Raw genomic sequence first — 2,663 nt, 5'->3', positions numbered from 1 at the left:
CTACCGGCGGCCGGCTTCGACGCGATCCCGGGAGCCAGGAAGCGTTTGCCGTTGACACGCTCGGAGGCGCCCACCCGATCCAGATACGGTGTGATGCCGCCCAGGAACATCGGCCAGCCGGCGCCGAGGATGACACAGAGGTCAATGTCTTCAGGCCCGGCCACCACGCCTTCGGACAGCATGAGTCCGATTTCCTCGGCCAGGGCGTCCTGCGTGCGACGAAGGACCTCCTCGGAAGTGGACGGCGTGGTGCCGAAGGACATGAGTGCCAACGTGTCGGCCGGGATGACCGGCTGTCCGTCAGGACCCGGGGCCCAGAGTGACTTCACGCCGTTGTCAACCAACTTCTGCAGGTTCTGGGATACCGCAAAACGCTCGCCGAAGGCAGCATGCAGCGATTCCTGGACGTGCTGGGCGACCGGAAGGCCCACCATCGCGCTGAGGGTGAACGGACTCATCGGCAGGCCCATGGGGCGAAGCGCCGAATCGGCGACGTCCGCCGGCGTCCCTTCGTCGAACGCGGCAATGACTTCGCCCATGAGTCGCAGCAGGATCCGGTTGACAACGAAAGCGGCGGCGTCCTTGACCAGCACGGCTGTCTTCTTCAATCCCTTGGCGAGCTCGAACGCGGTGGCCAGCACGGCGTCGTCGGTCTTCGGAGCACGCACGATCTCCAGGAGCGGCATGACGGCGACGGGGTTGAAGAAGTGGAACCCGACCAGGCGTTCCGGGTGCTGCAGATCCTCAGCCATCGCCGTCACGGACAGCGAGGACGTGTTGGTAGCGAGGATGCACTCGGGGGAGACAATGGCCTCCACTTCGGCGAAGACCTGCTTCTTGACGTTGAGTTCTTCGAAAACTGCTTCAATGACGAAGTCTGCGTCGGCGAATGCCTCTTTGGAGACGGAGCCGCTGACGAGGGCCTTGGTCCTGTTCGCGGCGTCGGAACTGATCCGCTTCTTGCCGAGCAGCTTGTCCACCTCCGCATGGACGTAAGCAACTCCCTTGTCCACGCGTTCCTGGTCGATGTCCGTCAGGACCACGGGCACTTTGAGCTGGCGCGCGAACAGCAGGGCGAGCTGGCTCGCCATCAGGCCGGCACCGACGACGCCGATCTTCGTCACCGGGCGCGCGAGCTTGCGGTCGGGCGCACCTGCAGGCCGCTTGGACCGTTTCTGCACGAGGTCCAGGAAGGCGTAGACGGTGGAGCGGAACTCGTCCGTCTGCATCAACTCTGCGAGCGTCTCGCATTCCAGGGCCGCGGAATCCGCCTTGCCCATGGTCCGGTTGGCCTCGAGGATATCCAGCACCTTGGCCGGAGCCGGTGATGCGTTTGACGTTTTGGCTTCCACGAACGCACGGCCCGCCGCCACAGCGCCGGCCCAGCGTTCGACAACCGAGGGGTCCTCCGGGTCCACGGAGTTGCTCCGATCCGGGACGGCCTCGCCCGCGATCACTTTCGCGGCCCAGGCAATGGACTGCTCCACGAAATCCGCGGGTTCGAAGATCGCGTCGGCAATGCCCAGCTGGAAAGCCTGGGGACCGGTGAGCGTGCGGTTGTTGCTCAGCGGATTCTCGATCATGACCTTGACGGCGTTTTCCGGGCCGATGAGTCGCGGCAGGATGTAGACGCCGCCCCAACCAGGGACGAGCCCGATGAAGGCTTCGGGCAAAGCGAGGGCGCCGGCACCCGTCGAGACCGTGCGGTACGTGGACTGGAGGGCGATTTCGAGGCCGCCTCCGAGCGCGAGGCCGTTGATGAAGGCGAAGCTGGGAACACCCAGATCGGCGAGCGTCGCGTAGACATCGTGGCCCAGTTGCGCCATCCACAGGCCGTGTTCCCGCTCTTCGAGTCGCTTGACCGCAGAGAGGTCCGCGCCGGCCACCAGGAAGTATGGCTTGCCTGTGACGCCGACGCCGACGATCTCGCCGCGCGCAGCGCGATCCTTGAGGCCTTCAAGTACCGTCCCGAGCTCGACGAGGGTATTCGGTCCGAGGGTGGTGGGCTTGGTGTGGTCCAGGCCGTTGTCGAGGGTGATCAGGGCGAACGTTCCGGCGTTGCCGGGGAGTTCGATGTCCTGAACGTAGGAGTGGGTCACGGTCTCGTCCGGGAACAGTCCGGCCAGTTTCTGGAATTCTGCGGCGCTCATGCTGCGGCTCCCTTGCTCTCGGTCTCGACGGCGGTCTCGGTCTCGCTGTTGTAGCTGTTGTAGCTGTTGTAGTCGGGGTGGTGCGGGTTCTCCCAGATTACTGTGGCACCCATTCCCAAACCGATGCACATGGTGGTGATGCCGTACCGGACGGACGGGTCTTCCTCGAACTGGCGGGCCAGTTGATTCATGAGCCGAACGCCGGATGACGCGAGGGGATGCCCGACGGCGATCGCTCCGCCGTAGCGGTTGACGCGAGGGTCGTCGTCGGCGATTCCGAAGTGGTCCAGGAAGCTCAGGACCTGAACCGCGAAGGCCTCGTTGATCTCGAAAAGGTCGATGTCCCCGATGCCGAGTCCGGCGTTCTTGAGGGCCTTCTCAGTGGCCGGGACCGGGCCGATACCCATGACCTCGGGTTCGACCCCCGCGAAAGCATAGGAGACCAGGCGCATTTTCACGGACAGGCCGAGCTCTTCGGCAGCTCCGCGGAGGCCAGGACTGCCGCCGTCGCGC

General features: G+C 64.9%; 1 protein-coding gene and 1 pseudogene. Both read right to left on the bottom strand.

From position 1 onward, the window contains the following. Positions 1–2,150: 3-hydroxyacyl-CoA dehydrogenase NAD-binding domain-containing protein (locus AHiyo1_RS14985; protein ID WP_059389099.1), on the bottom strand; the 2,150-nt coding region annotated here is incomplete at its 3' end. Then, positions 2,147–2,663, bottom strand: a pseudogene (locus AHiyo1_RS14980) (acetyl-CoA C-acyltransferase); the annotation flags it as partial. The pseudogene AHiyo1_RS14980 and the gene AHiyo1_RS14985, both read right to left, overlap by 4 nt.

The sequence above is a fragment of the Arthrobacter sp. Hiyo1 genome, from assembly GCF_001263615.2.
In the GTDB taxonomy this organism is placed as follows: domain Bacteria; phylum Actinomycetota; class Actinomycetes; order Actinomycetales; family Micrococcaceae; genus Arthrobacter.
Note: the sequence above shows the minus strand (reverse complement) of the source record. Positions and strands in the feature narration are given on the sequence as shown.